Here is a 24,364-nt window from a genome sequence, read left to right on the forward strand (position 1 = left end):
AGCGCGCAGGCGCTCAGTACGACTGCCGGTCGAGGCGGATTTCCTGCAGGATCGTCGTCGCGATCTCCTCGATCGACTTGTGCGTCGACGACAGCCACTTGATCCCTTCGCGGCGCATCATCGCTTCGGCCTCGTTGATCTCGTAGCGGCAGTTCTCGGGTGCCGCGTACTTGCTCCCCGGCCGGCGCTCGTTGCGAATCTCCGACAGGCGCTGCGGGTCGATCGACAGCCCGAACAGCTTGTCGCGATGCGGCGACAGCGCCGACGGCAGCTTGCCGCGCTCGAAGTCTTCCGGAATCAGCGGATAGTTGGCTGCCTTCACGCCGTACTGCATCGCGAGATACAGGCTCGTCGGCGTCTTGCCGCTGCGCGACACGCCGACCAGGATCACGTCGGCCTCCGACAGGTTGCGGTTCGACTGGCCATCGTCGTGCGCGAGCGAGAAGTTGATCGCCTCGATCCGCGTCTTGTATTCCTCGGTATCGGCGTTCTGGTGGCCGCGGCCCATCGCGTGGCTCGACTTCAGCTCCAGTTCCTGCTCGAGCGGCTCGACGAAGCGCTGGAACATGTCCAGCACGAGCGCGTTCGAGCGCTTGACGATGTCGTTCGACTCGCTGTCGACGAGCGTCGTGAACACGATCGCGCGGCGGCCGTCGTGCACCGCGGCTTCGTTGATCTTCTCGACGGTCGCAAAGGCCTTGTCGAGCGAGTCGACGAATGGCAAGCGCACGAGGCGGAATTTCTGGTCGAACTGGGAGAGGATCGAGTGCGCGAAGGTTTCGGCAGTGATCCCGGTGCCGTCGGAGACGATGAAAACGGTAGGCAGCATGAATCTGGGCGTCGAACGTGAAGGGCGGTTGCGCGGGCAGCTGGAGGTTCGCCTCCAGACGCAGTGAGAAGGTCGCGCCACATCCGGCAGCCGGCACGGTAGAATAGCGGCAACCTGTTGGATAAGCAATTGCGGGGGCAGGGTGCGAACGGCACCTCGGGCTGGCCGTGATCGATCTGAAACTCCCGGCAAGTTCGGCGATTTGTCTGAATGTATCGCCTTTCTGCCGGGATTTTTGCAAATCGGGTCGGAAGATTTTCCGCTGCTGCGATTGTTTCTCCAACAGGTTGCGCAAGACGCGCCGCGCCTTTTTGCAAGCGCCCGCGTCCGAGCCCACTTGCGCAATCGAGCATTTTTTTCACACTTAGGGGCTTGTATGACTAACGCAGCAAACGTCGCAAAGGACCAGGCGTATGTAATCCCGTTCGAGCAGTTGCGGATGACCGATGTGGAGATCGTGGGCGGCAAGAATGCGTCGCTCGGCGAGATGATCAGCCAGCTTTCCGAAGCAGGCGTTCGCGTACCCACCGGTTTCGCCACGACCGCGCTCGCATTCCGCGATTTCCTCAAGCACAACGATCTGACCGATCGCATCGCCAAGCGTCTCGAGTCGCTCGACATCGACGACGTGAAGGCGCTCGCCGAAGCCGGTGCCGAAATCCGCAAGTGGATCGTCGATGCACCGCTGCAGGCGCGTCTTGAGCAGGAAATCCGCGCACAGTTCGAAATCCTGAAGAACGGCTCGCCGGCCGAGCTGTCGTTCGCCGTGCGTTCGTCCGCGACCGCGGAAGACTTGCCCGACGCATCGTTTGCCGGTCAGCAGGAGTCGTACCTGAACGTCGTCGGCATCGAGGACGTGCTCGATCGTATGAAGCACGTGTTCGCGTCGCTGTACAACGACCGCGCGATCTCGTACCGCGTGCACAAGGGCTTCACGCACGCTGAAGTCGCGCTGTCGGCCGGCGTGCAGCGCATGGTCCGCTCGGACGTCGGCGCGGCCGGCGTGATGTTCACGATCGACACCGAATCGGGCTTCAAGGATGCCGTGTTCATCACGTCGAGCTACGGCCTGGGCGAAACCGTCGTGCAGGGTGCCGTGAACCCGGACGAGTTCTACGTATTCAAGACGACGCTCGCACAGGACAAGTACTCGATCATCCGCCGCTCGATCGGCTCGAAGCTGATCAAGATGGAATTCACGCAGCCGGGCGAGCCGGGCCGCGTGAAGACGGTCGACGTGCCGCACGAGCAGCGCAACCGCTACTCGATCACCGACGAAGACGTGATCGAGCTGGCGAAGTACGCGGTCATCATCGAAAAGCACTACCAGCGTCCGATGGACATCGAGTGGGGCAAGGACGGCCGCGACGGCAAGATCTTCATCCTGCAGGCGCGTCCGGAAACGGTGAAGAGCCAGGCGACCGGCAAGGCCGAGCAGCGCTTCAAGCTGAAAGGCCAGTCGCAGGTGCTGGCGACGGGCCGCGCGATCGGCCAGAAGATCGGCGCGGGTCCCGTGCGCGTGATCCAGGATCCGTCGGAAATGGAACGCGTGCAGCCGGGCGACGTGCTGGTGGCGGACATGACCGACCCGAACTGGGAGCCGGTGATGAAGCGTGCGGCGGCGATCGTCACGAACCGTGGCGGCCGGACCTGCCACGCGGCGATCATCGCGCGTGAGCTCGGCGTGCCGGCAGTCGTCGGCTGCGGCGACGCGACCGACGTGCTGAAGGACGGCGCGCTCGTCACGGTGTCGTGCGCGGAAGGCGACGAAGGCAAGATCTACGACGGGCTGCTCGAGACGGAAGTCACGGAAGTGCAGCGCGGCGAACTGCCGGAAATTCCGGTCAAGATCATGATGAACGTCGGCAACCCGCAGCTCGCGTTCGACTTCTCGCAGTTGCCGAACGCCGGCGTGGGCCTCGCGCGTCTCGAGTTCATCATCAACAACAACATCGGCGTGCACCCGAAGGCGATCCTCGAGTATCCGAACATCGACCAGGATCTGAAGAAGGCCGTCGAGAGCGTCGCGCGCGGTCACGCGTCGCCGCGCCAGTTCTACGTCGACAAGCTGACGGAAGGCGTTGCGACGATCGCCGCGGCGTTCTACCCGAAACCCGTGATCGTGCGTCTGTCCGACTTCAAGTCGAACGAGTACAAGAAGCTGATCGGCGGTTCGCGCTACGAGCCGGACGAGGAAAACCCGATGCTGGGCTTCCGCGGCGCGTCGCGCTACATCGCCGAAGACTTCGCGCAGGCCTTCGAGATGGAGTGCCGTGCACTGAAGCGCGTGCGCGACGAGATGGGCCTGACCAACGTCGAGATCATGGTGCCGTTCGTGCGGACCGTGAAGCAGGCGGCGCGCGTCGTCGGCCTGCTCGAGAAGTTCGGCCTGAAGCGCGGCGAGAACGGCCTGCGCCTCGTGATGATGTGTGAAGTCCCGACCAACGCGATCCTCGCCGAAGAGTTCCTCGAGCACTTCGACGGTTTCTCGATCGGTTCGAACGACCTCACGCAGCTCACGCTCGGCCTCGACCGCGACTCGGGCATGGAACTGCTGGCCGTCGACTTCGACGAACGCGACCCGGCCGTCAAGTTCCTGCTCAAGCGGGCGATCGATACCTGCCGCAAGATGGGCAAGTACGTCGGTATCTGCGGCCAGGGCCCGTCCGATCACCCGGACTTCGCGCAATGGCTGACCGACGAAGGCATCGTGTCGATCTCGCTGAACCCGGACACGATCATCGATACGTGGCAGGCACTCGCCAACCGGAAGTAACGGTCAATGCCCGTTCGGCGCAAGCGCGGTACCGCCGCGCTTGCGTTGAAGGCAAAATGCAAGGTTCGTGTTATAAACACCCCGGTAAGCACCGGGGTGTTTTTGTTTGTCGGTACGTAACGGGGCGACCTGGGCGTGTCGGTTGCGTCCGCTTGCCGCGGCGAAGAATATAGTGAACGTACGGGGCCGTTTTTCTGGAGACCACAATGATGTCGGGGCATCTGTTCTGGTGGGGCGCGGTGGGCGTGCTGGTCGTGGCCGAGTTGCTCACGGGCACGTTCTACCTGCTGATGATTGCGCTCGGCTTTCTCGCGGGCGGATTGCTGCAACTGGCCGGTTTCGCGCCGCACGTGCAGTTCGGCGTGGCCGGCGCGGTCGCGATCATCGCGATGATCGTGCTGCGCCGCTCGGGGCTCGGGCGCAAGCAGAAGCGCGACACGTCGACGAATCCCGACGTCAATCTCGATATCGGCTCGACCGTCACGGTCGACGCGTGGCATGACGGCCGCGCGCGCGTTCAATATCGCGGCGCCGACTGGGACGTCGAACTCGCGCACGGCGAGCGCGACGATGTGCACGTGTATCAGGTGCGCGCCGTGCGCGGCAACTGTCTCGTGGTCGTAGCGAAACCCGCGGGCTGATCGTCCGCTGATACAACAAGGAGGGAATATTTCATGGATTCGCTGATCATCTGGGTCGTCCTGCTCGTCATCGCCATCGTGATCGTGTCGAAGACGGTGAAGATCGTGCCGCAGCAGCATGCGTGGGTGCTCGAACGCTTCGGGCGCTATCACGCGACGCTGTCGCCCGGTCTCAATATCGTGCTGCCGTTTGTCGACCGGATCGCCTACCGGCACGTGCTGAAGGAGATTCCGCTCGACGTGCCGAGCCAGGTTTGCATCACGCGCGACAACACGCAACTGCAGGTCGACGGCGTGCTGTACTTCCAGGTGACCGATCCGATGAAGGCCTCTTACGGATCGAGCAACTTCGTGCTCGCGATCACGCAACTCGCGCAGACGACGCTACGGTCGGTGGTCGGCAAGCTCGAACTCGACAAGACCTTCGAGGAACGCGACTTCATCAACCACAACATCGTGTCGGCGCTCGACCAGGCTGCCGCGAACTGGGGCGTGAAAGTGCTGCGTTACGAGATCAAGGACCTGACGCCGCCGAAGGAGATCCTCCACGCGATGCAGGCGCAGATCACCGCCGAGCGGGAAAAGCGCGCGCTGATCGCCGCATCCGAAGGCCGCAAGCAGGAGCAGATCAACCTAGCGTCGGGCGCGCGCGAGGCGGCGATCCAGAAGTCCGAAGGCGAGCGGCAGGCCGCGATCAACCAGGCGCAGGGCGAGGCGGCCGCGATTCTCGCGGTGGCCGAGGCGAACGCGCAGGCCATTCAGAAGATCGCGAACGCAATCCAGTCGCAGGGCGGGATGGACGCCGTGAACCTGAAGGTTGCCGAGCAGTACGTCGGCGCATTCTCGAACCTCGCGAAACAGGGCAATACGCTGATCGTGCCGGCGAACCTCTCGGATCTCGGCACCGCGATCGCGTCGGCGCTGACGATCGTCAAGAATGCGGCGCCGGCTGCGGGCGGAAGGGGCTGAGCGCAGGCGCGGCTCGGTGAGCCCGTCCGGCGGCTGCGTGCGGCCGACGTGCGGCGAATCGTCGCGCTATGGAATCGCGATCCTGCTCGCATGACGATGGGCGGCGCAGGGTTTCATCGGTGACCGTAAGCGGCTGCTCGATCGGCGCACATACGCATCACGGCTCACAAAAGCACACGGCCCGCTTCGAGCGGGCCGTGTCGTTTGCGATGGGGGACGTCGCGCGTCAGGCACCGGCGCGCATGATGCGCGCCTTTTCGCGCTCCCAGTCGCGTTTCTTCTCGGTTTCGCGCTTGTCGTGCAGCTTCTTGCCTTTCGCTAGCGCGATGTCGCATTTCACGCGACCGCCCTTGTAGTGGAAGTTCAGCGGCACGAGCGTATAGCCGCGCTGCTCGACCTTGCCGATCAGTTTCTTGATTTCGTCACGGTGCAGCAGCAGCTTGCGCGTGCGGACCGGATCGGGCTTGATGTGCGTCGAGGCTTCGGGCAGCGGGCTGATGTGGGTGCCGATCAGGAAGATCTCGGCGTTCTTGACCACGACGTAGCCTTCCTTGATCTGGCCGCGCCCGGCGCGCAGCGCCTTGACTTCCCAGCCCTCAAGCACGAGCCCCGCCTCGTAGCGTTCCTCGATGTGATAATCGAAGTGCGCTTTCCTGTTGTCGATGATGCTCATGAAAGGATCGGGCCAACTCGTTTAAAATCACGATTTTAGCAAAGCGGGGCGGTAATCGCCCGGCTTGCGTTCTTACTTGAGCGATGCCGCGCGATTTATGGCAGATGTCCAGAAAACCGTATTGATCCGTCACTCGGCGGAACAGATGTTCGACCTCGTCACCGACGTGGCCGATTACCCCAATTTCCTGCCCTGGTGCGGCGGCGTCGAGATTCGCCGTCAGGACGACAGCGGGATGGAAGCGCGCATCGACATCAACTTCAAGGGCATCAAGCAGCATTTCGCGACGCGCAACACGCAGCAGCGCCCGACACGCATCGACATGGAGTTCGCGGACGGCCCGTTCCGGAAGTTCACGGGTTCGTGGCGCTTCATCCCGCTGCGCTCCGACGCATGCAAGATCGAATTTGCGCTGCACTACGAGTTCTCGAGCATCCTGCTCGAGAAGATCATCGGGCCGGTGTTCAGCCATATCGCGAACACGTTCGTCGATTCGTTCGTCAAGCGCGCCGACCAGCGCTACGGGAAGGGGTGACGCGATGCTGTCGATCGAAGTCTGTTACGCGCTGCCGGATCGCCAGACGCTGATTGCGGTGTCGCTGCCCGAAGGCGCGACCGTGCGCGCGGCGATCGACGCGAGCGGCGTGCTCGCGCTGCACCCGGAAATCAACCTCGCGCAGGCAAAAACCGGCGTGTTCGGCAAGCTCGCGCCGCTCGACGCGCCGCTCGCCGATCATGACCGTGTCGAGATCTACCGCCCGTTGATCGTCGATCCGAAGCTCGCGCGCCAGCGGCGCGTCGACAAGACCCGCCGCGAGGGCTCCATCGAGGGCCGCAAGTGGATGCACAAGGACGCGCGCTGACGCGTCGCGCCAGCATCGCCTCATCTCCCTCTGTCCCGATTCGTCAGACCAGGCCCGCACGTGCTCAGTGGGCCGTGATGTTCGCGTTCGCTGGCGCACGGCCGGGCGTGTCGCCGCTCCCGTGCGTGCCGCCGTGCCGGCGCACCGACCCGTAGACGCCCGCCAGCAGCAGCGCGAGCGCCGCGATCTCGAGCACGCGCGGCATCCGGTGGTCGTAGACGAATGCGTAGAGCATCGCGAATACGGTTTCGAACACGATCAGCTGGCCGGACAGCGTGAGCGGCAGCCGCTTCGATGCCGCGTTCCACAATCCATTGCCGAGCCACGACGCGCCGATCGCGAGCACGAGGTTCAGCAGCCAGAACAGTTGCCAGCGCGATGCCGGGACTGCCGCCTGGACCGTGCCGGCCGGCAGCGCGAGGATCGCGAGCCAGCAGAGGCCGCCGATCAGGCCCGTCACGACACCCCACAGCACCGACCACTCGTTGCCGCCGAAATGATGGTGGCGCTGCAGGTAGCGCGTGTTCGCGACCGCGTACCAGGTCCAGCTCGCGAGCGCGCCGGTTGCGCATGCGATGCCGGCAAGCTTCTGGCCGAGCGTCGTCGCATGCGCGGCTTCCGATGTGAAGAGGTCGACGTTGATGCAGACGATGCCGGCGATCACCAGCGCGAGCGGGGCGACGAGGCGCCGCAGTGGCATTGCGCCGTGGTCGCCGAGGCCGGCGAGTGTGACGGTGACGGGCAGCACGCCGACGATCAGCGAGCTGGGCGCGATGCCGATCAGGTGCACGGCGCCGGACAGCAGCATGTAGTACGCGACGTTGCCGATCAGCGCGAGCTTCGCGAGCGCGACGAGATCCTCGCGGGTCAGCCGCACGAGCAGCGAACGGGCGGCTGGCAGTGCCGCCGCCAGCGACACGAGGCCGTACATCGCGTAGCGGCCCGCGCTGAGCAGCAGCGGCGAGAAGTCGGTCATCAGCCGCGGCACGAGAAAGACCATCCCCCACAACGCGCCCGCGAGGACGCCATACACCACACCGCGCTGCATCGACTGCTCCGAACGAATGACTGACGAGCGAGCATCTTAATGACGGCGGCGCGACAGCGTCTTGTTCATTCCTGCACTCGGGAGCGGGCGCGGTTCAGGATCGGCTCGGAGAGCCATCGCGATCCGTTCCGGTGCTGACCGGGGATCGCGGCGGGCCGGGTGGCCCGTCGATGATCGGCGATCAGCGCTCGACCGGCTCGGATGCCGCCGCACTGTCGCCCTCTGCGCGTGCCCGCGCAGGGCGGCGCACGGCGCGCAGCTTGCCGCTGTTGCCGCCGCCGCAGTAGAAGAGGTCGCGGCCGTCGGATTCCAGCCCCGACACGCCGACACCGGGCGGCATGTCGACCTGTTCGAGCACCTGCCCGGTGCGCGGATCGATCCGCCGCAGCGCGCTCTCGTCCCCTTCCCAGGTGCCGTGCCACAGCTCGCTGTCGACCCAAGTCACGCCCGTGACGAAACGGTTCGATTCGATCGTGCGCAGCACGGCACCGGATTGCGGATCCACCTGATGAATCTTGCGTTCGCGATACTGGCCGACCCACAGCGTGCCTTCGGCCCACGCGAGCCCCGAATCCGCGCCGCCGCCGGGCGCCGGGATCGTCGCGAGCACGCGGCCCGAATCGGGATCGATCTTCTCGATGCGGTCCTCGACGATCTGGAACAGATAACGCCCGTCGAACGCGGTGCCTGCGTGCGCGGCGACGGCGAGTGCGCGCACGGTCGTGCCGCGTTCCGGGTCGAGCGCGTTCAGCTTGTCGCCGGACGCGAACCACACGCGCTGGCCGTCGAACGTGACGCCGTGCACGCCGTCGACGCCGGGAAACGGGCCGTATTCGCGGAAGATGTCTGCGGTGGAGCGTTTCATGTCTGTCACCTCGTCGTTGGTGTGCCCATCCTAGTCGCCCGGCAGCGGTGCGGGGAGTAACAAGGTCGTCGCGAATCCGGGCAGCGGCGGCGTCATCCAGCGGCGCGCGCGACCGCGACCGAGCGCCTGTACCTTGTCCGCTTCGGCGAGCGCGTCGAGCGCGCGCTGCACTGTGCGCTGGCTCGTGCCGAGCGCGAGCGCCAGCGCGGAGCTCGACCACGCCTCGCCGTCCGCGAGCAGCGCGAGCACGGCCGCGTGGTGATCGTCGACCGGACGCGCCAGCACAACGGTCTCGCATGGGCCGATCGGCTCGAGCGCGAAGCCGCGTGGCGTCGCGGTGACGTTCGCAAGCGGGCGCAGCATCGCGCGCAAGCGGCCGATCTCGACGCGCAGGCGTGCGCGATGCGATTCGTCCGCGTGTCTCGCGCGAAATGCCGCCGCCACGAGCGCGTTTCTCGATACGTCGCCGGGCCACGCTTCACCCAGCGCGCGGGCGAGCACGAACAGCACCGGGCGGCGCGCGAGCGACACGGTCGTGCGTGCGTCGCGTACCGCGTGGCGGCATGCATCGACGACCAGCGCGTTCGATTCCAGCAGCGCCTCGACCTCGTCGAGCAGCACGAGCCGCGACGCACCGCGCGCAATGAGTCGCGCGGCCGGTGTATCGAGCATGCGTGCGGCCGTCTCGACTTCGGCCGTCAGCGCGGCGATGCCGGCGTCCTGTGCGGCCGCTCGGGCACGGGCTAGCGCCGTGCGCGCGAAGTGCGGGCGGATGCGGCGCATCGCGATGCCGGCCGCGATCAGTTCGTGGGCTGCGCGCGATGCGGCCGGCAGTGGCGCGGGATCCAGGTTCGCGAGCTGCCGTTCGGCATCGTCGACGTGCCCGATCAGCAGCAGCCGGCGCACGCCGAGATAGCGCGCATGCGCGGCGTTCGCGCGGTCGCCGTGTGCGTCGAGCGTTGCGCAGGCGGCTTCGAGGGCGCGCGACGGCCAGCCGAGGTCGCGAGACGCCAGCGCGATTTCGGCTTCAGCGACGACGCAGCGCGCCCGCGCGACGGCTTCCTTCGCGCCGAATGCGCGCGCCGCGCCGCGTACGAGCGCGCGCGCACGCTCGAAATCGCCGAGCTGCGCCATCGCGATTCCGCGCAACGCGAGCGCCGGTGCGTCGTCGCGCAGTGCGACGCGGTTCAGCGCGCCGAGCGGGTCGCCCGCCGCGAGCGCCCGCGCTGCGGCCGTGATCAGCGAATCCATTCGAATCCCGACACAGTTGTCACTCCCTCCGGTCCGATGCCCGGCCCTAATCTAGCACCACGCACACGGCAGATGCGCCGTGCCCGGATATCCATCGAAAGGAGGAACCCGCAATGACCAACCATCTCACTGGAACGCGCGCCGAATGGCTGACTGCGCGCCGCGCGCTGCTCGATGCGGAAAAGGCGTTGACGCGGCAGGGCGACGAACTCGCGCAGCGGCGCCAGGCACTGCCGTGGGTGCGCGTCGACAAGGCCTACCGGTTCGACACCGAGGACGGCCCGGCGACGCTCGACGACCTGTTCGGCGGCCGTTCGCAACTGCTCGTCTATCACTTCATGTTCGGCCCCGACTACAAGGCCGGCTGCCCGTCGTGCTCGGCGCTCGCCGATGGTTTCGATGGTTTTGCGGTCCACCTCGCGAACCACGACGTCACGCTCGCGGCGGTGTCGCGCGCGCCACTCGCGAAGCTGCTCGCGTATCGGCAGCGGATGGGCTGGCACTTTCCGTGGGCGTCATCGGACGGCGGCGAGTTCAATTTCGACTTCAACGTGTCGTTTACCGAAACGCAGCAACGTACCGGCGACGTCGAATACAACTATGTGCGGGCCGGTCACGCGATGGACATGGACCCGCCGCCGCCGGCCGTCGCCCAGTTCGCGGCGACCTGCGGCACCGACGTCGCCACGTACACACTCGACCGGCCGGGGATGAGCGCGTTCGTACGCGAGGATGGCGTCGTCTATCACACGTATTCGACATACGCACGTGGACTCGACGGACTGTGGGGGATGTACCAGTGGCTCGACCGTGCGCCGCTCGGGCGCAACGAGACGGGCGTGTGGTGGCGCCGCCATGACGAGTACGCGCGCGGTTGAGTGCGGGCCGGCGAGCGGCGGGAGCGGGCGATGAGCGCCGTGACGAAACCGGCTGCGGCCGGCGCTGCGGGCGGCGGCTGGCGGCCATTCGGCGCCGCGCTCGTCGTGGTATTCGGCGCCGCGATCTGGGCGACGCTCGCGCAGCACGCATCGATGGACGCAATGGGCGGCATGCAGATGGCGGGCGGCTGGACGCTGTCGGCCGCATGGCTCAGGCCGTGCGGATGGCGGGCAGGGCGCGCGTTCGCTGCGTTCGCAGGCATGTGGGGCGCGATGACGACGACGATGATGCTGCCGGTACTGGCGCCGGTGCTCTGGCGATACCGGCAGAGCCTCGGCCCGTTGGGCGAGGCGCGCGCGGCATGGTTGGTCGTGGTCGCGGGCGCCGGGTATTTCTCCGTGTGGATGGCGCTCGGCGCGATTGTGTTTCCTGGCGGCACCGCATTGGCGGCGGTCGCCGCGCGGCTGCCCGCGCTCGCCGCCGCGATGCCGTTCGCGGTCGGCGCGGTCGTGCTCGGCGCGGGCGTGCTGCAGTTCTCCGGCTGGAAGGCGCGCCGGCTGGCTTGTTGCCGGCATGCACCGGACGACGCATGTGCGCGGCGGGCGGGAGCCGCGGCCGCGGTTGCCTGGTGGTACGGCGTGCGAACCGCGCTACGGTGCGGCGCCTGCTGCGGGAACCTGATGGCCGTTGCACTGGCAGCCGGCATGATGGATCTGCACGCGATGGCCGTCGTGACCGTGGCGATCGCCGCCGAGCGGCTGGCGCCGGACGGCGAACGCGTCGCGCGGATCGTCGGCGGCGTCGCGATCGGCGCCGGTGCGGCGAGGATTGCGTGCGCCGCGGCCGGGCTGGTCTAGGAGTGGTCGTGGCCGTCTGGATGTGCCGAACGGGGCTGACCGAGGCCCCGCCGGCAGGCTCGGCATCGCGTGGCCACGACGCGCGATCGGCCCGATTCCGGCCGGCTGCGCGAATGGGGCGATGCGGGGGTGAAACGAAAGGCGATCGAAAACGAACCGAACGGCGATCCGAACGATTCGGCCCCCGAACGCTTGGAAACGCCTAACCCGTTGTTCGTGTTGTGAAAATTCGCAGCGCTTCGCGTATAATTCGCTTTTGCGCCCATAGGATTTGCCATGCGTCTGATCCAAAAAGCACTCACTTTCGATGATGTGCTCCTCGTTCCCGCCTTCTCTGACGTTCTCCCGCGCGACACCAGCCTGAAGACCAAGCTGACCCGCAACATCTCCCTGAACATGCCGCTCGTGTCCGCCGCGATGGACACGGTCACCGAAGGTCGCCTCGCGATCGCGATGGCGCAGCAGGGTGGTGTGGGTATCGTCCACAAGAACCTGACGCCGGCCGAGCAGGCTCGCGAGGTCGCGAAGGTCAAGCGTTTCGAATCGGGCGTCGTGCGCGACCCGATCACGGTCCCGCCGCAGATGAAGGTGCGCGACGTGATCGCGCTGTCGCGTCAGCATGGCATCTCGGGCTTCCCGGTCGTGGAAGGCCCGCAGCTCGTCGGCATCGTCACGAACCGCGACCTGCGTTTCGAATCGCGCCTCGACGAACCGGTCAAGTCGATCATGACGCCGCGCGAGCGTCTCGTCACGGTCAAGGAAGGCACGCCGCTCGCCGAAGCGAAGGCGCTGATGCACAGCCACCGCCTCGAGCGCGTGCTGGTCGTCAACGACGCATTCGAACTGCGCGGCCTGATGACGGTCAAGGACATCACGAAGCAGACCGAACACCCGGATGCGTGCAAGGACGAACACGGCAAGCTGCGCGCAGGCGCGGCGGTCGGCGTCGGCCCGGACAACGAAGAGCGCGTCGAGCTGCTGGTGCAGGCCGGCGTCGACGTGATCGTCGTCGATACCGCGCACGGCCACAGCAAGGGCGTGCTCGAGCGCGTGCGCTGGGTCAAGCAGAACTTCCCGCACGTCGAGGTGATCGGCGGCAACATCGCGACGGCCGCCGCCGCGAAGGCGCTCGTCGAATACGGCGCGGACGCGGTCAAGGTCGGCATCGGCCCGGGCTCGATCTGCACGACGCGGATCGTCGCGGGCGTCGGCGTGCCGCAGATCAGCGCGATCGCGAACGTCGCGGAAGCGCTGAAGGGCACCGGCGTGCCGTGCATCGCCGACGGCGGCGTGCGCTTCTCGGGCGACGTGTCGAAGGCGCTTGCGGCCGGCGCGAACGCGGTGATGATGGGCAGCATGTTCGCGGGCACCGAAGAGTCGCCGGGCGACGTGTTCCTGTACCAGGGCCGCCAGTACAAGTCGTATCGCGGCATGGGTTCGGTCGGCGCGATGAAGGACGGCGCGGCAGACCGCTACTTCCAGGACAACTCGGCGAACATCGACAAGCTCGTGCCGGAAGGCATCGAAGGCCGCGTCGCGTACAAGGGTTCGGTCAACGCGATCCTGTTCCAGCTGGTCGGCGGCGTGCGCGCGAGCATGGGCTACTGCGGCTGCCGCACGATCGACGAGCTGCACGAGAAGGCCGAATTCGTCCAGATCACCGCGGCGGGCATGCGCGAGTCGCACGTGCACGACGTGCAGATCACGAAGGAAGCGCCGAACTACCACGTGGACTGATCGCCGATGAAACCGCTGCTGCGAGCCGTGCTGATCGTCGATGCCGTGCTGCTGCTGGCGTTCGGCGTGCTGTTCGTGCTGACGCCCTGGCAGGCGCTGTTCAACGCGCTGCAGCTGGCGAACATCCAGCCGGCGATGCTCGGACAGGCGTTCGGCATCGCGCTGCTCGGCCTCGCGTGGCTCGCGTTTCATGCGGCGGTCAACGGCGATCTCACGGCGCCCGTCGCACGGGCGGTCGGCCACGTGAACTGGCTGATCGGCGTGCTGGCGGTGGTGTGGTCGTTCGGCACCGGCAACGGTCCTGCGCTCGCGGCCGCCGGCCGCGTGCTGTCGGCGATGGCCGGTGTCGCGCTGATCGTGCTCGGCGTCGGCGGCGTACGCCTCGCCTCGGCCGTGCGGCGGCGCGAGAAGGCGCAGGCGCTCGAGGCCCGGGACGTGAAGCGTCCGGTCGAACCGGCACCGGTCACCACACCGCAGCCGCGGGTCGAGCCGGTCGTCAGCCGTCCGGTGGCGCCTTCGGCACCGGCTGCGGCTACTTCATCGGCCGCATCCGACCGCGCGTCAGGCAGCGTCGCATTCGACGCGCGTCCGCCGTCGCAGGACTGACCGGCGATGCGTCGCGCGTGCTGCCTGCCGCCCGACGCCATTGTCCATGCATTTGACGCAGCGCTTCATGCGCTGCTTTTCTTATTCTCTTCATCCTGTCCGCAGCCATGCACGACAAAATTCTGATTCTCGACTTCGGTTCGCAAGTCACCCAACTGATCGCGCGCCGCGTGCGCGAAGCGCACGTCTACTGCGAAATCCACCCGAACGACGTGTCCGACGACTTCGTCCGCGAGTTCGCGCCGAAGGCGGTGATCCTGTCGGGCAGCCACGCCAGCACGTACGAAGACCACCAGCTGCGCGCGCCGCAGGCCGTGTGGGATCTCGGTGTGCCGGTGCTCGGCATCTGCTACGGCATGCAGACGATGGCCGTGCAGCTCGGCGGCAAGGTCGAGTGGAGCGACCATCGCGAATTCGGCTACGCGGAAATGCGTGCGCACGGCCATACGCGCCTGCTCGACGGCATCGAGGATTTCACGACGGCCGAAGGCCACGGGATGCTGAAGGTCTGGATGAGCCACGGCGACAAGGTGGCCGAATTGCCGCCGGGCTTCGCGCTGATGGCGTCGACGCCGAGCTGCCCGATCGCCGGCATGGCCGACGAGGCGCGCGGCTACTACGCGGTGCAGTTCCACCCGGAAGTCACGCATACGGTGAAGGGCCGCCAGATCATCGAACGCTTCGTGCTGCAGATCGCCGGCGCGAAGCCCGACTGGATCATGAAGAACCACATCGAGGAAGCCGTCGCGAAGATTCGCGAGCAGGTCGGTGACGAGGAAGTGATTCTCGGCCTGTCGGGCGGGGTGGATTCGAGCGTCGCGGCCGCGCTGATCCATCGCGCGATCGGTGATCAGCTCACCTGTGTGTTCGTCGACCACGGCCTGTTGCGCCTGAATGAAGGCAAGATGGTGCTCGACATGTTCGAGGGCCGCCTGCATGCGAAGGTCGTGCACGTCGACGCGTCCGAGCAGTTCCTCGGCCATCTGGCCGGCGTGACCGATCCGGAAGCGAAGCGCAAGATCATCGGCCGCGAGTTCGTCGAAGTGTTCCAGGCGGAAGCGAAGAAGCTGTCGAAGGCGAAGTGGCTCGCACAGGGCACGATCTATCCGGACGTGGTCGAGTCGGGCGGCACGAAGACGAAGAAGGCGACGACGATCAAGAGCCACCACAACGTCGGCGGCCTGCCGGAAACGCTGGGCCTGAAGCTGCTCGAGCCGCTGCGCGACCTGTTCAAGGACGAAGTGCGCGAACTGGGCGTCGCGCTCGGCCTGCCGCCGGAGATGGTGTACCGCCATCCGTTCCCGGGCCCGGGCCTCGGCGTGCGGATTCTCGGCGAAGTGAAGCGCGAATACGCGGACCTGCTGCGTCGCGCGGATGCGATCTTCATCGAGGAACTGCGCGGCACGACCGCCACCGCGCAGGACGCGGCAGCGGGCCTGTGCGGCGAGGCCGACGTCGGCAAGACCTGGTACGACCTGACGAGCCAGGCGTTCGCGGTGTTCCTGCCGGTGAAGTCGGTCGGCGTGATGGGCGACGGCCGCACGTACGATTACGTGACGTCGCTGCGCGCGGTGCAGACCACCGACTTCATGACGGCGCACTGGGCGCACCTGCCGTACGCGCTGCTCGGCCGCGCGTCGAACCGGATCATCAACGAGGTGCGCGGGATCAACCGCGTGGTGTACGACATCTCGGGCAAGCCGCCGGCGACGATCGAGTGGGAGTGATTCGGCGCCGGGGCGTGCCTCGGTAGCGGACCACGGCATCTGACGATGCGGACGCCCGGCAGGGATGACCTGCCGGGCGTTGTCGTTTGTGCGAACGGCGATCGTGATTGGATTGACGCTGGGGGAGCGTGTCTTCCTTGCCGTCTTGCCCGCCCCGTGCACCGCCGCGCGCACGGCCGGACAGCGAGCGAATCAAGGCACCCGCGGTGCGCGGTGAATGGCTGGCCGCTGTGCCGGCACATCGCGCGATGCGATGCCCACATCCGTCTCGTCTCTGCCAAGTTCCGCCAGATATGACCACGGATAGATGCCGCGCGTGTGACCATCGCCGAACAGCAGGCGGATGCCGTACCCGGCCGGTTCCACGCCGTTCAGCGTCAGATCAAGCGGGGCGTCGACTTGTTTGCCATCAAGCCGGATCTTCCGGCACGCGGCGCACGGACAATCGCCGCGCAAGCGCGCATAGCCGATATGCTGCGTGCTGCCGTCCGGCCAACACAGCGTCAACGCACGAGTCGCATGATCGAGACGAATCTCTGTCGGCGGCGTCATCGTGCATCTCCTCCAATCTGCGCGATGGCGATGCGCACGGCCTTGCGTACTTCGGGATCGCGATCCTCCAATGCATCATGCAGCGCGGGCAGCGTCGCAGGATCGCGCAGTTCGCCTAGCGCGAGCGCCGCCTCCTTGCGCAGGTTGCTGATCGCATGCGACAGCAGCGCGGCGACGGCCGGCGCCGCGGCGGCGTCGCGCAATTGCCCGAGTGCGCGCACCGCACGCAAGCGCACCTGCCAGTAATCGTCATCGAGCGCGGCGACGAGCGGCGCGCGAGCGACCGCGACACGCAGCTTGCCGAGCGTCGTGGCCGCTTCCTCGCGTACCTGCCATTCGGCGTCGTGCAGTGCCGCAAGCAACGCGGTGACGACGGCCGTGTCGCCGGACGCCGCGAATCCGACCGCGCCGACCGCGATGTGCCGCACGTCCGCATGCGTGTCGTTCGTGGCGATGCGTGCGAGCGGCGGCAACGCACGCACGTCCTTGAGCCAGCCGAGCACGGCGACGGCCTCGGCGCGCACGGCCGCCGCCGGCGCGTCGAGCGCGTGCAGCGCCGGCGTGAACGCGTCGGGGTCGCGCAGTTCGCGCAGCGCGCGCAGCGCGGCGCCGCGCACGAACGGCTCGGCGTGTTCGACCCAGCGACACAGCACGGCGCCGGACGCGACATCCTTCAGTTCGGACAGGCTGTGTGCCGCGGTCGCGCGCACGTCGTCGTCCGGATCGAGCAGCGCGTGGCACAGCGTGTCGACGACGACGGGCTGCTCCCAGGCGGCGAGCACACGTGCCGCTTCGCCGCGCACGGCGGCGGCCGGATCGTCTCGCAATGCCGCAACGAAGACCGGCACGAGATCGGGATCCTCGAGATCGGCGAGTTCGAGCAGCGCGATGCGGCGCACGGATGCATCGGGTGCCGCAACACGTGCGACGAGCGCGGCATGGTCGGCGGCGTGCGCGCCATGCAGCGGGAAAGTAGGGGAGGAAGCGGTCATGGACAAAATGAGGAGCATTAACGAAGCGTATGAGGCGTGACGAACGGCGCGGTCGCGCCGACCCGCGATCCGATGTCGAGCAGCAGCATCTGCATCATGCGGTGCGTCTGCGCGTCGAGCACGCCGAACGATTCATCCGTCAGCACGATGCGCGGCCGGAAGATCAGCACACGTGCGATCTCGACGCGCCGGCGGCCCGTCGGGTCAGCGTAGCAGGTACGGAATGTCGACCTTGACGGCGCCGGTCGGGCAGTCGCGTTCGCATGGCATGCAGTACCAGCATTCGTCGAACTGCATGTAAGCCTTGCCTTTGGTCACGTCGATGGCGAGCAGGTCGAGCGGGCACACGTCGACGCAGACGGTGCAGCCCTTGTCGGCGATGCAGCGGTCCTCGTCGATCGTCACGGGCGCGCTGCTGCGCAGGAAGATGTCGTGCGGGGTATGGGGCACGGTAAGGCTCCTCGGAGTCAGAGGGCGGCCGCGAGGGCGGCCGGTTCGCGGATGCGCAGGTGCGCGTAGGCGCTGCGTTCGTCGTCGGCAAGCGGCACGACGTAGGGCTCGACCGGCCGTTTCTCGCTGCGCATCGTGCCGTCGGCATCTTTGCGCAACCATGTGTGGCAGAACCATTCAGCGTCGTTGCGATGCGGAAAATCGACGCGATGGTGGTATAGCCCCCAGCGGCTCTCGGTACGGAACAGCGACGCACGCGCGGCCATTTCGGCGCAGTCGCGAATCGCGCGCACTTCGGCCGCGCGCATCAGTTCGTGCGGATGGACCGCCTTGAGTTCTTCGATATCCTCAATAATGTCGTCAAAGCGTTGCAGTCCGATTTCCATCTTGCGCGTCACCTTCGGCGGTTGCAGGTAATCGTTCACCATGCGGCGCAGCTTGTATTCGACCTGCGCCGGCGCGAGGCCACGCTCGCGTGTGAGGGGCGCGAGCACGCGGGTGCGTTCGGCCGCGACCTGTTCGTCGTCCACCGGCGCGTGATCGCGGCCGGCCACGTAGTCGGCCGCGTTCTGCCCGGCGAACCAGCCGTAGGTGAATGCGCCGAGCATGTAGTTGTGCGGGACGGCCGCCATGTCGCCGGCCGCGTAGAGCCCCGGAACGGTCGTTTCCGCGCGGGCGTTCACGTATACGCCTGACGCGCTATGGCCGCTGCAGAAGCCGATCTCGGAGATGTGCATCTCGACCATCTGGCGTCGGTAGTCGGTGCCGCGCCCTGCGTGGAAGCGACCGCGGCTCGGCCGCTCGTTCGTGTGCAGGATCTGCTCGATGGTCTGGATCGTTTCTTCGGCGAGGTGGTCGAGCTTCAGGAACACCGGGCCGTTGCCGCCTTGCAGTTCCTGGTAGAACTCCCACATCATCTGGCCGCTCCAGTAGTCGCACTCGATGAAGCGTTCGCCCTTGCCGTTCGCGGTGAAGCCGCCGAGCGGGCCCGTCACGTACGCGCAGGCCGGGCCGTTGTAGTCCTTGATCAGCGGATTGATCTGGAAGCATTCGAGGTTCGCGAGCGCCGCGCCGGCGTGGTACGCCATCGCGTAGCCGTCTCCCGCGTTGGTCGGGTTTTCGTACGTGCCCATCAGGTATCCGGATGCCGGCAGCCCGAGGCGGCCGGCCGCGCCGCAGCACAGGATCACGGCCTTTGCGCGGATCACGTGGAAATCGGCCGTGCGGCAGTCGAAGCCGAGCACGCCGCTCGCGCGGCCGTGCGCGTCGGTCAGCACGCGCGTCGCGACGATCCGGTTCGTGATCGCGATGCGCGCACGCTTCAGCTGCCGGTACAGTACCTTCTTGATGTCGTGACCTTCCGGCATCGGCAGCACGTACGAACCCATGTGGTGGACCTTCTTCACCGCGTAGTCGCCGGTGCCGTCCTTCTCGAACTTCACGCCCCAGCGGTCGAGCTGCTCGATCGTCGCAAAGCTGTGCGTCGCATATGCGTACACGGCCTGCTGGTCGACGATCCCGTCGTTGGCGATCGTGATCTCGCGTGTGTACTGCTCGGGCGTCGCGTGGCCGGGAATCACCGCGTTGTTCAGGCCGTCCATCCCCATCGAGATCGCGCCGCTGCGCTTCACGTTGGCCTTCTCCAGCAGCAGCACGCGCAGCGACGGGTCGCGCTCCTTCGCCTTGATCGCCGCCATCGGACCGGCCGTGCCGCCGCCGACCACGACGATGTCGTATTCGAGTACATGGGTGTTCATTGCGGGTTCCTTAATGGTTGGTGCGTCTTCTGCCGGTCGATGCGCAGCCGGTACTGGAACGCGTCGCCACGGAAGTACAGGTGTTCGTAGTCGATCGGCGCGCCCGACGCGTCGTGCGTCAGGCGCTCTATCCGCAGCACAGGGCTGCTTTCCTCGACGCGCAGCGCATCGGCGATTTCATCGTCGGCGAGGATCGCGTCGATCGACACGTCGGCGTGGCCGAGCGGCACGCCGCAGTCGTTCTCGAGAATCAGGAAGATGTCGCGGGTTGCGAGATCGGCGCCCGCGAGCCGCTTGCCGAGCGCCGCGGGCACCCACGTCTGCTCGAGCGACACGGGCTCGCGGTTCAGCAGCCGCACGCGTTGGATCTCGACGAGCGGCGCGCCTTCCGGCACGTTCAGCTTCGCTGCGAGATGGCGGTCGGCCTTCACGGTGCGAAAGCTGCGCAACTGGTTGACGATTTCGTAGCCCATTGACGACATCGCCTCGGCGAAGCCCTGCAGCGATGTCACGTTCTGGAACGCCTTCGGCTTCGACACGAACGTGCCCTTGCCGTGCAGCCTGAACAGCAGGCCTTCCTTCTGCAAGTCGCCGAGCGCCTGGCGCACCGTGATGCGGCTCACGTCGAACATCGCGCAGAGTTCATGCTCGGACGGCATCCTGCTGTGTGGCGCATAAGTGCCGTCGAGGATACGCGTGCGCAGCGTGTCCTTGATCTGTACGTAGAGCGGGGCCGCCGACAGCGGCACGACATTGGAGCGGGTCATCGGTCAACTTGTCATGACAAGAGGATTCGAGTGTAGTGACCGCGTTCGCGCGCCCAAACCAACCATTTCTGATTTCGACATTCCGATTCCGGAAAAGCGGGGCGGCTGCGCGGCCGAGGTTCGTCCGGATCTGCCCCTTGTCGACCGCTCGACGCCGTCGACGATCGGGCATGAGCGCTCGCGTGTGCCACGCATGTCGATTCCCCGCTGCGTCGTTCGTCGTATCGATGTCGACCGGATTCGCGACGGCGTCAGCAGCCCGGTTCCTCATCGATGCCTGACCTACGGAAAGAGGAGGTGCCAGATGCCTGATTCCCGCTATCGCTGGGTGATCGTCGCCGCGGGCGGCCTGATGGGCTGCATCGCGATCGGCGCGATGTTTTCGCTGCCCGTGTTCCTGCGGGCCATCGCACGCGACACCGGCTGGTCGATGACCGGCATTTCCGCCGCGATGACGCTCGGCTTCATCGCGATGGCCTTCGCGAGCATCGGCTGGGGCAGCCTGTCGGACCGGATCGGCACGCGTGCGGTGGTCGTGACGGGCGCCATTCTGCTGTCGGCGAGCCTGGCGCTTGCGAGCCGCGCGCCGTCGCTGCTCGCGTTCCAGCTGATTTTCGGGCTGGCCGTCGGCAGCGCGACGGCCGCGGTGTTCGCGCCGATGATGGCCTGCGTGACGGGCTGGTTCGACACGCATCGCAGTCTCGCGGTGTCGCTGGTGTCGGCCGGCATGGGCATGGCGCCGATGACGATGTCGCCGCTCGCGGCATGGCTCGTGTCGGGCCACGGCTGGCGCACGTCGATGTTGTTGGTCGCCGCGCTCGCGGCCGCCGTGATGATTCCTGCGTCGCTGCTCGTGCGCCGCGCCCCCGCGCTCGACGGGCCGCACGCCGAGCCGGCGCCGGCCGGCGTGCCCCTATCCGCGCCGCTGTCGGTCGGCGGCGCGCTGCGCTCGCCGCAGTTTATCGTGCTGCTGCTGACCAATTTCTTCTGCTGCGCGACGCATTCCGGTCCGATCTTCCATACGGTCAGCTACGCGGTGACGTGCGGGATTCCGTTGATCGTCGCGGTGTCGATCTACAGCGTCGAGGGGCTCGCCGGCATGGGCGGGCGCATCGCGTTCGGGCTGCTGGGCGATCGCCTCGGCGCGAAGCGCATGCTCGTGGCGGGACTGCTCGCGCAGGCGCTCGGCGCGCTCGGCTACTACTTCGTGCGCACGCTCGACGGGTTCTACGCGGTCGCGACGCTGTTCGGTTTCATCTATGCGGGCGTGATGCCGCTCTATGCGGTGCTCGCGCGCGAAAATTTCCCGCTGCGGATGATGGGCACCGTGATCGGCGGCTGCGCGATGGCCGGCAGCCTCGGGATGGCGGCGGGGCCGGTCGCGGGCGGCCTGATCGTCGATGCGCTGGGCAGCTACGGTTGGCTGTACCTCGGATCGTTCGCGATCGGCATCGGCGCATTCCTCGTCGCGATGATGTTCCGCCCGTTTTCGAAGGCGCGGTCGCAAGTGGTCGCCGCATGACCCGGCAGTCGCGAAACGGCGATTCCGGCGGGACGACGAACGCCGATCGACCCGGACGAAAATAAAAAAACAGGGCCGGACATCGCCCGCGCAAACGGCGCGAAATCGGCGCAAAATCGGCGCGGAGCCTGCTGCGGCGCAGCACAGCGGCAAGTCGTGGCGATCGGCGCCCATGCGCCCCGATTCGGCCCTTAAAAAACACAATATCGAGCATGCCTTCGAAGGGCCTGTCATACGCACGTCACCCTGCTAGAATTCGGCTGCCGCATTTGTTCCGATTGACTGATGAGATTGCTTGACGCACTGGTCGAACAACGCATTGCCGCTGCTGCCGCGCGGGGCGAGTTCGACGATTTGCCGGGTACCGGCGCGCCGCAGGCGCTGGATGACGACCTGCTCGTACCCGAGGAGGTGCGGGTGGCCAACCGTATCCTGAAGAATGCGGGCTTCGTGCCGCCGGCCGTCGAGCAACTGCGCGCGCTGCGCAATCTGCAGGACGAACTGCAGGCGGTCAGCGATCGTGCCGCGCGCTGCCGGCTGCAGGCGAAGATCCTCGCCCTCGATATGGCGCTCGAATCGCTGCGCGGCGGCCCGATGGTGATGCCGCGCGATTATTGCCGGCGCATCGCGGAACGTCTGTGCGAGCGCGGGCTCGACGACGCGCCCGCCGAAGCGGGGCCGATGTGAGCGCCGACGCGCTGCACGACGCGGCAGCCGGATCGGTTGCTGCTCCCGATTCTCCCGTTCCCGAAGCCACACCCGTGTCGGCGCGCGACCTGCATTTCATGCGGCTCGCGCAGGCCGCCGCCGAAGAGGCGCGCGCGGCCGGCGAAGTGCCGGTCGGCGCGGTGCTCGTGCGCGGCGACGAGGTGATCGCACGCGGCTTCAACCACCCGATCGGCGGGCACGATCCGTCGGCCCATGCGGAAATGGCCGCGCTGCGCATGGCCGCGCAGCATCTGCAGAATTACCGGATGCCCGGCTGCGAGCTGTACGTGACGCTCGAGCCGTGCCTGATGTGCGCGGGCGCGATCATGCACGCACGCATCGCGCGAGTCGTCTACGGCGCCGCCGATCCGAAGACGGGCGCGTGCGGCAGCGTGATCGACGCGTTCGCGAATCCGCAACTCAACCACCATACCGACGTAACCGGCGGCGTGCTCGCCGACGAGTGCGGGGCCGCGCTGAAGTCGTTCTTCGCGGAGCGCCGTCGCGCGCTGCGCGAAGCACGGCTCGCACGCGACGCCGAATCCGGCGCGCCGTAACCCTTGCCGCGCCCGTCGCCCGGAGCGGGGCGGGCAGCACGGTTCGGTGAACCGGAGACGGTTCGGACCCTCTAAGCAGGTTTGACGACCTCGATACCTTTCGCCATGTCCCTCCAGCCCGCTGCGTCCTACACCATCCGCCTGCTGGCGCCGTCCGGCTATCCGCACGACCCCGATGCGATCAACCGCGCGCTCGAGCGCCTGAGCGGCTCGCAACATCGCATCGAGAACATCGAGGCGACGCAGCGCCGCTTCCAGCGATTCGGCGGCACCGACGGCGAGCGGGCCGGCGACCTGAACCGCCTCGCGGATCCGGAGCGCGCGCTGCCGGACATCGCGCTCGCGGTGCGCGGCGGCTACGGCGCTGCACGCATCCTGCACGGGCTCGACTATCGCGGGCTCGAGCGCCGCCTGCGCGACCAGCCGATCGCGCTCGTCGGCCACAGCGACTTCACCGCGATCCAGCTCGCGCTGTACGCGAAGGCGCGCATCAAGTCTTTCGGCGGCCCGATGCTGTCGGCCGACTTCGGCGCGGAGACGCCGAGCGACTTCACGATGCAGCACTTCTGGCAGACGCTGACGCAGCCGAGCACGACGATCATCGCCGAGGCGCCGCAGGTGCAGACCGTGAACGTGACGGGCACGCTGTGGGGCGGCAACCTGGCGATCCTCACATCGCTCATCGGCACGCCGTACATGCCCGACATCGAGGGCGGCATCCTGTTCGTCGAGGATGTCAACGAACAGCCGTTCCGGATCGAGCGGATGATCTATCAACTGCATCTGTCGGGGCTGCTCGCGCGCCAGCAGGCGCTCGTGCTCGGCCAGTTCACCGGCGCGCGGCCGTTCGAATACGACAACGGCTACGACATGCAGGCGATGATCGAACAGGTGCGCGAGGTGGTCGGCATTCCGGTCGTCACCGGGCTGCAGTTCGGCCACGTGCCCGACCTGCTGACGCTGCCGTTCGGCGCGCAGGCGCAACTGGTCGCGAATGCGCACGGGTTCCGGCTCACGTTGTCGGACTATCCGCACCTCGGCTGACGCTGACGTGGTCGATGAAAAGGCGGGTTTCCCGCCTTTTTCTTTATGTAAGTGCGCAACTAACGGTCAAAAATCCCGGCGGACTTCGACAGCGTCGTCGCCGGTTCTTGCACCAGTATTGTCAACAAAATCCCGGGAAGGGTATACGACAAGAACGGCCTCTGTCATGGCCTCAAGGCTTGTTGTGCATGGATTTAGCGCATCCCGCACCGATTGAGGTCGCGTCCGTGCACGCCGATTGTGCGAAACGCTGGAAAAGAATTGTTGACAATTTTTATGTCCGTCCTAGGATGA

At 66.9% G+C, this 24,364-nt stretch carries 25 protein-coding genes and 1 pseudogene; 15 read left to right on the plus strand and 11 right to left on the minus strand.

What is annotated here, in order from left to right:
- Positions 1 to 13: 13 nt before the first annotated feature.
- Positions 14 to 829 carry a pyruvate, water dikinase regulatory protein gene (locus DIE11_RS07015; protein ID WP_059450011.1) on the minus strand — a complete coding sequence of 272 codons (816 nt, stop codon included), beginning with the start codon at positions 827 to 829 and terminating at the stop codon, positions 14 to 16.
- 376 nt (positions 830 to 1,205) lie between these two features.
- On the opposite strand from DIE11_RS07015, the gene ppsA reads away from it, so the two are divergent.
- The 3 genes from ppsA to DIE11_RS07035 all read left to right on the plus strand — a co-directional run bounded on the left by ppsA (position 1,206) and on the right by DIE11_RS07035 (position 5,215).
- Complete coding sequence (gene ppsA / locus DIE11_RS07025) at positions 1,206 to 3,605, plus strand: phosphoenolpyruvate synthase (protein ID WP_124622464.1); 2,400 nt, start codon at positions 1,206 to 1,208, stop codon at positions 3,603 to 3,605.
- 206 nt (positions 3,606 to 3,811) lie between these two features.
- Complete coding sequence (locus DIE11_RS07030) at positions 3,812 to 4,246, plus strand: NfeD family protein (RefSeq protein WP_124622465.1); 435 nt, start codon at positions 3,812 to 3,814, stop codon at positions 4,244 to 4,246.
- Between the two features lie 33 nt (positions 4,247 to 4,279).
- Positions 4,280 to 5,215, plus strand: coding sequence for an SPFH domain-containing protein (locus tag DIE11_RS07035; RefSeq protein WP_059679990.1), 936 nt, complete (start codon positions 4,280 to 4,282; stop codon positions 5,213 to 5,215).
- Between the two features lie 226 nt (positions 5,216 to 5,441).
- Here the strand turns inward: DIE11_RS07035 and smpB are convergent, their stop codons facing one another.
- Positions 5,442 to 5,888 carry an SsrA-binding protein SmpB gene (gene smpB / locus DIE11_RS07040; RefSeq protein ID WP_059464267.1) on the minus strand — a complete coding sequence of 149 codons (447 nt, stop codon included), beginning with the start codon at positions 5,886 to 5,888 and terminating at the stop codon, positions 5,442 to 5,444.
- Between the two features lie 97 nt (positions 5,889 to 5,985).
- Here smpB and DIE11_RS07050 point away from each other — a divergent pair, with 97 nt between their 5' ends.
- Positions 5,986 to 6,423, plus strand: a complete 438-nt coding sequence (locus DIE11_RS07050; protein ID WP_059529356.1) for a type II toxin-antitoxin system RatA family toxin — start codon at positions 5,986 to 5,988, stop codon at positions 6,421 to 6,423.
- A 4-nt stretch (positions 6,424 to 6,427) separates the two neighbouring features.
- A complete protein-coding gene (locus DIE11_RS07055; RefSeq protein ID WP_059599937.1) occupies positions 6,428 to 6,751 on the plus strand; it encodes an RnfH family protein in 324 nt (107 codons plus the stop codon).
- A 64-nt stretch (positions 6,752 to 6,815) separates the two neighbouring features.
- On the opposite strand, the gene DIE11_RS07060 is transcribed toward DIE11_RS07055, so the two are convergent.
- The 3 genes from DIE11_RS07060 to DIE11_RS07070 all read right to left on the minus strand — a co-directional run bounded on the left by DIE11_RS07060 (position 6,816) and on the right by DIE11_RS07070 (position 9,915).
- Positions 6,816 to 7,799, minus strand: a complete 984-nt coding sequence (locus DIE11_RS07060; protein WP_124622466.1) for a DMT family transporter — start codon at positions 7,797 to 7,799, stop codon at positions 6,816 to 6,818.
- Positions 7,800 to 7,980: 181 nt separating this feature from the next.
- Complete coding sequence (locus DIE11_RS07065) at positions 7,981 to 8,664, minus strand: glutamine cyclotransferase (RefSeq protein ID WP_124622467.1); 684 nt, start codon at positions 8,662 to 8,664, stop codon at positions 7,981 to 7,983.
- A gap of 30 nt (positions 8,665 to 8,694) precedes the next feature.
- Positions 8,695 to 9,915: a helix-turn-helix domain-containing protein gene (locus tag DIE11_RS07070; protein WP_124622469.1), complete on the minus strand. Its 1,221-nt coding sequence runs from the start codon at positions 9,913 to 9,915 to the stop codon at positions 8,695 to 8,697.
- A gap of 113 nt (positions 9,916 to 10,028) precedes the next feature.
- Between DIE11_RS07070 and DIE11_RS07075 the strand changes: the two genes are divergently transcribed.
- From DIE11_RS07075 to guaA, 6 genes are all read left to right on the plus strand, one after another.
- Complete coding sequence (locus DIE11_RS07075) at positions 10,029 to 10,793, plus strand: DUF899 domain-containing protein (RefSeq protein WP_124622471.1); 765 nt, start codon at positions 10,029 to 10,031, stop codon at positions 10,791 to 10,793.
- 30 nt (positions 10,794 to 10,823) lie between these two features.
- Entirely contained in the window at positions 10,824 to 11,651 is an 828-nt protein-coding gene (locus tag DIE11_RS07080) for a DUF2182 domain-containing protein (RefSeq protein ID WP_124622473.1), read from the plus strand.
- Between the two features lie 69 nt (positions 11,652 to 11,720).
- On the plus strand, positions 11,721 to 11,876 hold the full coding sequence (locus DIE11_RS36230) for a hypothetical protein (protein ID WP_185633732.1): 156 nt from the start codon (positions 11,721 to 11,723) through the stop codon (positions 11,874 to 11,876).
- 51 nt (positions 11,877 to 11,927) lie between these two features.
- The gene (guaB, locus tag DIE11_RS07085) at positions 11,928 to 13,388 is read left to right on the plus strand and encodes an IMP dehydrogenase (protein WP_011885118.1); all 1,461 of its coding nucleotides are present in this window, start codon (positions 11,928 to 11,930) and stop codon (positions 13,386 to 13,388) included.
- A gap of 6 nt (positions 13,389 to 13,394) precedes the next feature.
- Positions 13,395 to 13,994 (plus strand): hypothetical protein, encoded by a 600-nt coding sequence (locus tag DIE11_RS07090; RefSeq protein WP_124622475.1) that lies wholly within the window; start codon positions 13,395 to 13,397, stop codon positions 13,992 to 13,994.
- 107 nt (positions 13,995 to 14,101) lie between these two features.
- Positions 14,102 to 15,721 (plus strand): glutamine-hydrolyzing GMP synthase, encoded by a 1,620-nt coding sequence (guaA, locus tag DIE11_RS07095; protein WP_059599944.1) that lies wholly within the window; start codon positions 14,102 to 14,104, stop codon positions 15,719 to 15,721.
- Between the two features lie 192 nt (positions 15,722 to 15,913).
- Here the strand turns inward: guaA and DIE11_RS07100 are convergent, their stop codons facing one another.
- From DIE11_RS07100 to DIE11_RS07125, 6 genes and pseudogenes are all read right to left on the minus strand, one after another.
- On the minus strand, positions 15,914 to 16,273 hold the full coding sequence (locus DIE11_RS07100; RefSeq protein WP_124622477.1) for a gamma-butyrobetaine hydroxylase-like domain-containing protein: 360 nt from the start codon (positions 16,271 to 16,273) through the stop codon (positions 15,914 to 15,916).
- Entirely contained in the window at positions 16,270 to 17,265 is a 996-nt protein-coding gene (locus DIE11_RS07105; protein ID WP_124622479.1) for a HEAT repeat domain-containing protein, read from the minus strand. The genes DIE11_RS07100 and DIE11_RS07105 overlap by 4 nt, the downstream gene beginning before the upstream one ends.
- A gap of 35 nt (positions 17,266 to 17,300) precedes the next feature.
- Positions 17,301 to 17,459, minus strand: a pseudogene (locus DIE11_RS07110) (ABC transporter ATP-binding protein); the annotation flags it as partial.
- Between the two features lie 10 nt (positions 17,460 to 17,469).
- Positions 17,470 to 17,715: a ferredoxin family protein gene (locus DIE11_RS07115; RefSeq protein WP_006755644.1), complete on the minus strand. Its 246-nt coding sequence runs from the start codon at positions 17,713 to 17,715 to the stop codon at positions 17,470 to 17,472.
- A 17-nt stretch (positions 17,716 to 17,732) separates the two neighbouring features.
- Positions 17,733 to 19,472: a fumarate reductase/succinate dehydrogenase flavoprotein subunit gene (locus DIE11_RS07120; protein ID WP_124622481.1), complete on the minus strand. Its 1,740-nt coding sequence runs from the start codon at positions 19,470 to 19,472 to the stop codon at positions 17,733 to 17,735.
- On the minus strand, positions 19,469 to 20,239 hold the full coding sequence (locus DIE11_RS07125; protein WP_124622483.1) for a GntR family transcriptional regulator: 771 nt from the start codon (positions 20,237 to 20,239) through the stop codon (positions 19,469 to 19,471). The genes DIE11_RS07120 and DIE11_RS07125 overlap by 4 nt, the downstream gene beginning before the upstream one ends.
- A gap of 304 nt (positions 20,240 to 20,543) precedes the next feature.
- On the opposite strand from DIE11_RS07125, the gene DIE11_RS07130 reads away from it, so the two are divergent.
- The 4 genes from DIE11_RS07130 (at position 20,544) to ldcA (ending at position 24,070) form a co-directional block, all read left to right on the plus strand.
- The gene (locus DIE11_RS07130) at positions 20,544 to 21,761 is read left to right on the plus strand and encodes an MFS transporter (RefSeq protein ID WP_124622485.1); all 1,218 of its coding nucleotides are present in this window, start codon (positions 20,544 to 20,546) and stop codon (positions 21,759 to 21,761) included.
- Between the two features lie 285 nt (positions 21,762 to 22,046).
- Positions 22,047 to 22,448, plus strand: coding sequence for a DnaJ family domain-containing protein (locus DIE11_RS07135; RefSeq protein WP_044843744.1), 402 nt, complete (start codon positions 22,047 to 22,049; stop codon positions 22,446 to 22,448).
- Positions 22,445 to 23,026 carry a tRNA adenosine(34) deaminase TadA gene (gene tadA, locus DIE11_RS07140; protein ID WP_059599948.1) on the plus strand — a complete coding sequence of 194 codons (582 nt, stop codon included), beginning with the start codon at positions 22,445 to 22,447 and terminating at the stop codon, positions 23,024 to 23,026. The genes DIE11_RS07135 and tadA overlap by 4 nt, the downstream gene beginning before the upstream one ends.
- 105 nt (positions 23,027 to 23,131) lie before the next feature.
- Positions 23,132 to 24,070: a muramoyltetrapeptide carboxypeptidase gene (gene ldcA, locus DIE11_RS07145; RefSeq protein ID WP_124622488.1), complete on the plus strand. Its 939-nt coding sequence runs from the start codon at positions 23,132 to 23,134 to the stop codon at positions 24,068 to 24,070.
- Positions 24,071 to 24,364: the final 294 nt, after the last annotated feature.

Origin of the sequence: Burkholderia sp. Bp9012 (assembly GCF_003853825.1) — a bacterium.
Classification (GTDB): Bacteria; Pseudomonadota; Gammaproteobacteria; order Burkholderiales; family Burkholderiaceae; genus Burkholderia; species Burkholderia diffusa.